7 protein-coding genes are annotated in these 5227 nt (G+C 42.7%); 6 read left to right on the top strand and 1 reads right to left on the bottom strand.

What is annotated here, in order from left to right; translation table 11 throughout:
• Nucleotides 1-139 precede the first annotated feature (139 nt).
• Nucleotides 140-562, bottom strand: coding sequence for a Cd(II)/Pb(II)-responsive transcriptional regulator (cadR, locus tag JC525_RS19430; RefSeq protein WP_014951210.1), 423 nt, complete (start codon nucleotides 560-562; stop codon nucleotides 140-142).
• A gap of 79 nt (nucleotides 563-641) precedes the next feature.
• Here cadR and JC525_RS19425 point away from each other — a divergent pair, with 79 nt between their 5' ends.
• The 6 genes from JC525_RS19425 to JC525_RS19400 form a co-directional block, all read left to right on the top strand.
• The gene (locus JC525_RS19425) at nucleotides 642-1268 is read left to right on the top strand and encodes a cation transporter (protein ID WP_014951211.1); all 627 of its coding nucleotides are present in this window, start codon (nucleotides 642-644) and stop codon (nucleotides 1266-1268) included.
• A complete protein-coding gene (locus tag JC525_RS19420; protein WP_014951212.1) occupies nucleotides 1265-1630 on the top strand; it encodes a DUF3703 domain-containing protein in 366 nt (121 codons plus the stop codon). Before JC525_RS19425 ends, JC525_RS19420 begins: the two co-directional genes overlap by 4 nt.
• Nucleotides 1617-2516, top strand: a complete 900-nt coding sequence (locus JC525_RS19415; protein WP_014951213.1) for a cation diffusion facilitator family transporter — start codon at nucleotides 1617-1619, stop codon at nucleotides 2514-2516. Before JC525_RS19420 ends, JC525_RS19415 begins: the two co-directional genes overlap by 14 nt.
• A 19-nt stretch (nucleotides 2517-2535) precedes the next feature.
• Nucleotides 2536-2913 (top strand): hypothetical protein, encoded by a 378-nt coding sequence (locus JC525_RS19410; RefSeq protein WP_014951214.1) that lies wholly within the window; start codon nucleotides 2536-2538, stop codon nucleotides 2911-2913.
• 72 nt (nucleotides 2914-2985) lie between these two features.
• Complete coding sequence (locus JC525_RS19405) at nucleotides 2986-4383, top strand: TolC family protein (RefSeq protein WP_014951215.1); 1398 nt, start codon at nucleotides 2986-2988, stop codon at nucleotides 4381-4383.
• Nucleotides 4376-5227 (top strand): efflux RND transporter periplasmic adaptor subunit (locus JC525_RS19400; RefSeq protein ID WP_233095325.1); only part of this gene is annotated, 852 nt, incomplete at its 3' end. The genes JC525_RS19405 and JC525_RS19400, both read left to right, overlap by 8 nt.

Below are 5227 nucleotides of genomic sequence, written 5' to 3'. Positions count from 1 at the left end.
ACGTGAAGCAGACCTTGGCTCATTAAGATTTTAATGACACGAATGAGGTAATCAACGGTCATGCTACTAATAAAAATTGAATGGCTGCTTTAGCCGAATACCTATGACAAAGCTCCAACATAAAACTGATAATTCGAGACTAATTCTCCGTACTAGAAGAACACACTTCTGCAATGCTATCTAATTGATGCAATACCCCGCACTCTTTAACCTTCTTATCATGATCGCAAGCAGAACGAATTGAAATCAGTGTTTCTTGTAGTACTTTTAATTCAGCTATCCGATGTTCGATATCGTCAACATGCTTATCTATTGTAGTATTAACGTTTTCGCAGCTATTCTCTGGGTTTGCTCGGGTTTCCAGTACTAATTTAATTTCCTCGATTGTCATATCTAATGCGCGACATTGCTTTATAAACAATAACTGCTTCAGTGCATCTTCAGAGTAGCTTCGATAATTCGATGCCGTTCGCTCAGGTGCAGCCAATAGTGATTTACGCTCATAAAAACGAATTGTCTGAATACTTAACCCTGTCTTAGCTGCCAGAAGCCCAATTTTCATTTTAACTTGCCTAAAGCTTGACTCTATACCAAGTATAGAGTTTACACTCGCGTTATAGGTGAGTAAAGCGAGTGTTTTTATGAGTGGTTGTGGGTGCGAAATTGAGATAAAAGACCAAGAACAAAAGGCAGTTCTCTACTGGCTATTGGGCATCAATGCTGTGATGTTTATCATTGAAATGAGTGTAGGGTTACTCGCTGACTCAACAGCACTTATTGCAGACTCCCTTGATATGTTGGCTGACGCAGTCGTTTACGGTGTTGGTATATATGCAGTAGGGAAAACAATTGTTCACAAAGCCAATGCTGCAAAGGTAAGTGGATATTTTCAATTGGCATTAGGCCTATTAATTTTGTTTGACATAGCTCGTCGCGCAACCTTTGGAAGTGGGCCTGAATCTATGCTTATGATGGGCATGGGCGGTGTTGCACTTATCGCTAACGTTATATGTTTGGCGATAATCAGAAAACAAAAAAATGGCGAGGTGCATATGCGAGCAAGTTGGATATTCTCGGCAAACGACGTCATTGCAAACATAGGAGTGATATTGGCGGGTGTGATGGTTTATCTATTCGATACTCGTTGGCCTGATTTGGTCATAGGTTTTATTGTGTCTATCGTTGTGTTACGAGGCGCAGTCTTAATTCTAAAAGACGCCAGACAGGAATTCCGTGAAAACAGCTCGACGAATGGAGAGATCGTATGAATTTCACTCAAGCAGCAAAACCTTACATACTTCAAAAACTGAGCGCCGCGCATCAATCCCTTTCGAACAATGACAATAAAGCAGGATTTAAGGCCTTAGAGGATGCTCATGTCATCGGTCAGCACTCAACATACCACCACACACGAGTGCATTATGAAATGCTTAAATTTGGAATAGAACGCCGCGACCTTAAAGAGATATTTGGACAAATTTTTAGAATGCTAGGTGCGCTGACTAAAACTCCAATTGGCTTATTGCCTGAGGGCAATACTGGTGGGGCAAACGTGAGTCCATTCAAGTCAATGTCTATTTCACCCGAAAACAAAGCCATATTGGAAAAAATTAGAAATGCACAGTCATAACCATTCACACTCGCAAGAGAATTCAACCGACGCGTCTAAACGTATTGGATGGGCGTTTTTCTTAAATGTGGTGTTCACTGTTATTGAATTCATTGGTGGATGGCTTACCAACAGCACCGCTATTATGGCTGACGCAGTGCACGATTTGGGTGATAGTCTTTCCATTGGTACAGCGTGGGGATTAAACAAGCTTAGCGATAAAGATTCTAATCAAACATTCTCATACGGCTACAAAAGATTTTCCTTACTCGGTGCATTGATTAACGGTATTGTGCTGACGGTAGGCTCCATTTGGATATTGCTTGAAGCGATACCTCGTTTGGCTGAGCCTGAAATGCCCCAAGTTGAAGGGATGGTTTTATTGTCTATCTTTGGGATGGCAGTAAACGGCTTTGCGGCTTATAAACTGAGTGAGGGAGACTCATTAAATGAGCGAGTCCTCAACTGGCATTTGCTGGAAGATGTGCTTGGTTGGGTAGCAGTATTTATCGTGTCCATCGTCTTAATGTTTAAGCCTTGGCCTATTTTAGATCCAATCTTATCCATTGGCTTTACTTTGTTCATCCTTTTCAATGTGTTCCGCAATCTCAAAGAAACCCTAATGCTGTTTTTGCAAGCAACGCCCGATGAAGAACAGCTTTCAAAGATTCGAAGCGATTTACTGGCAAACGATAAGGTAAGTGATCTTCATCATTTTCATATTTGGTCTCTAGACGGTGAGCGTAACGTAATGACGGTCCATCTTGTTCTTGATGAAGATGTCAGTCTTGAGCACCTCCAATCACTCAAAGAAAACATACACAGTTCGTTAGAAAAGTATAAATTTGAACATACGACAGTTGAGCTGGAGTTTGCTAATGAACAATGTCGTGACGAAGTGAATTAGGCTTGGTAACCTTTCATACATGAAAAATCTAAAACGCATAAGTTACATCGTGATCTCGCTGATACTCTTTCAGTCGTTTTCTGCTGTGGCGAATTCGTTAGATTTTCATGCAATAGACATTCAGCACTTGCAACACGAGCATAAGCATTCTGAGCACGAGCAAGTGCAGTCTGAGCTGTCTGCCAATGAAACCAGTGATAAAGTAAGTACAGAGCACCACAATCCTGCTGATTGTCACCATTGCGGCCACTGCCATGGCACACATGCACAATGGGTCAGTCAGAGTCATATCAACAGTCTGAAAACAGTGGTTTCAGTCCACAATTTCAACTATTTAGATGCGGTAATTGACGCACCTATTAACCGCTTACTTCGCCCCCCCAAAATTACTTCCTAGTACGTTTTTTCGATAGCACCGCGCTGATAACACTCGCGATGCTAAATATTGATAAATTATTAGGATATTCCAATGAAAATGTTTCCTATTTTCGGGCATGCATCTGCCATTGTGTGCAGTTGCATACTGGGCTTATTACTCAGTCCACCGACCGCTCATGCGGCGAAAACCAACAGATTTGTAGACAAAAGTGTCCAAGCGCCCATACGAGAAACGCTGACTCTTGAGGACGCTATTAGACTAACACTTGCCAATAATCCAAGTCTGTATGAGTTTAAATTTAAACAACGTGTTATAGACGGAGAGTCAAAAACGGCGGCGCTTAAACCCGCATTGAATGCAGGGGTTGAATTAGAGAACTTTTTGGGAACTGGCGAGGTATCAGGTCTCAAAGAGCTTGAAGTTACCTTGACATTATCATCAGTGTTACAGCTCAATGATAAGCCAGCAGCAAGGTTGAATGTACTCTCTGAACGAAGAATACAGCAAGATGTTGAAAAGCGAATACTCACCTTAGATATCCTCGGTGAGCTTAATCGTCGTTACATCAAAGTACTCGTATTGCAGGCGAACTTAGACGTCATAAAAGATGCAGAGGCACTTGCACTTTATACATTGAATGCCGTAACGAAACGCGTTGAAGCAGGCGCGTCCCCCTTGTTAGAACAAAAACGTGCCCAAGCTGCGCTGGCCCAAGCAAAGCTCGATGTTAATCTAGCTCAACAGGACCTAACGTTTGCCTTGCGCAGTTTATCCATCATGTGGGGGGAGCAGGTACCGAGCTTTAAGCGTGTGGAAGGCGATCTTTTTGCTTTTAATAAGATTGAGTCGTTTGATGCGCTGGCAGTCGCAATCCAAAATAGCCCTCACATTGACCTATACGCTAAACAAAGCCGTGTGCAAGCGGCGCAGCTTCGTTTAGTGCAAGCGAATAACCGCGCTGATATTGAGTGGTCAGCGGGGCTTCGCAGAATGCAAGGTATTGATGAAACAGCACTGGTTGCCGGAGTAAGCGTTCCATTGTTTCAAAAAGAACGAAACCTTGGTGAATATGAAGCAAACAGGGCACGTCTTGACGCAATAGAGCAGCAAAGACAAAGCAACGTTCGAAGCCTATTACATTCAGTTAATCAAGCGTTAGGCGAACATACACGAGCATTGCTAGAGATTGACACACTTCAGCGCAAGGTGATTCCTCCGTTAAAGGGCGCGTTAGATTTAGTCGAGAACGCCTATTTGGAGGGCCGTTTCAGCTACTTGGAATGGGTAACTACTCGACAAGAATTTCTGACAACCCGGCTGACATTAATAGAGGCAGCGTCTCAAGTTCACTTAAGCAAAACAGAAATTGAAACACTCACAGGTCTCGCGCTGACGAATGAGCACAATGATGACTCATTTCACCCAAGTCACAAAAGCAATTGGCAGCAGTCATCTAACATTTCGATAAGAAGTCATGATTATGAATAAATTCACAATACAAAAAGTACTTATTTCTATCTTCACCCTTAGCCTTTATAGCCTAACCGCAATCGCAGGAGGTAAACACAGTGATGTAAGTTCCAGCGATCAAGACAATCACGCAGGTGAAGTCGTAAGAATGAGCAATGAAACAGCAATTCAGAATGGTATTTCTGCAACTCCCGTGCTCGCACGCGATATTGCGTTAACGAGTACGCTTTATGGGCGAATTAGTGCAGACCCCGCCTCATTAAGTCATATAAGAGCACGGTTTGACGGTGTTATTAAAGATGTAAAAGTCAACATTGGCGATTCCGTTAAGAAAGGTGATATTTTAGCGGTTGTTGAGTCCAATGAGAGTTTAAAAAGTTATTCCATCACGTCACCTTTTGATGGCAATGTGATTGCGCGACATGCGAATAATGGTGAGTTATCAAACGGGCAAGTACTTTTTTCGTTAGCTAACTATAAAAACGTATGGGCACAGCTGACCGTTTTTTCACAAATGCTTAGCAGCATCAAGGTTGGACAGTCAGTTGAACTAAGCCACGCAGGTTTCAACCAAACCTCCAAGATTGCATATATTACGCCTTCAGCTGATGGCAATCCACACTCTCTTGCCAATGTAGCTGTCGATAATAGTACTGGATATTGGCCACTCGGTACGCTGGTCAAAGCACAAGTTACGACGTCAACTAAGTCAGTAAGTCATTCGGTTCCTCTATCTTCTGTGCAAGAGTATGAAGCCAAACAAGTTGTTTTTGTGGTTGAGGGTGATGAGTATGCGCCCAGAGCGGTAGAGCTTGGTGTCTCAGATGGTCACTATATCGAGGTTATCAGTGGCCTTGAAGTA

Origin of the sequence: Alteromonas sp. IB21, assembly GCF_016405965.1 — a bacterium.
GTDB lineage: Bacteria > Pseudomonadota > Gammaproteobacteria > Enterobacterales > Alteromonadaceae > Alteromonas.
This window is presented reverse-complemented; position numbering and strand designations above follow the sequence as displayed.

Coding starts and splice junctions, on each gene's coding strand:
- JC525_RS19415 (WP_014951213.1), top strand. CDS start 1,617: ATGCACAGTCATAACCATTCACACTCGCAAGAGAATTCAACCGACGCG.
- JC525_RS19410 (WP_014951214.1), top strand. CDS start 2,536: ATGAAAAATCTAAAACGCATAAGTTACATCGTGATCTCGCTGATACTC.
- JC525_RS19425 (WP_014951211.1), top strand. CDS start 642: ATGAGTGGTTGTGGGTGCGAAATTGAGATAAAAGACCAAGAACAAAAG.
- JC525_RS19420 (WP_014951212.1), top strand. CDS start 1,265: ATGAATTTCACTCAAGCAGCAAAACCTTACATACTTCAAAAACTGAGC.
- cadR (WP_014951210.1), bottom strand. CDS start 562: ATGAAAATTGGGCTTCTGGCAGCTAAGACAGGGTTAAGTATTCAGACA.
- JC525_RS19405 (WP_014951215.1), top strand. CDS start 2,986: ATGAAAATGTTTCCTATTTTCGGGCATGCATCTGCCATTGTGTGCAGT.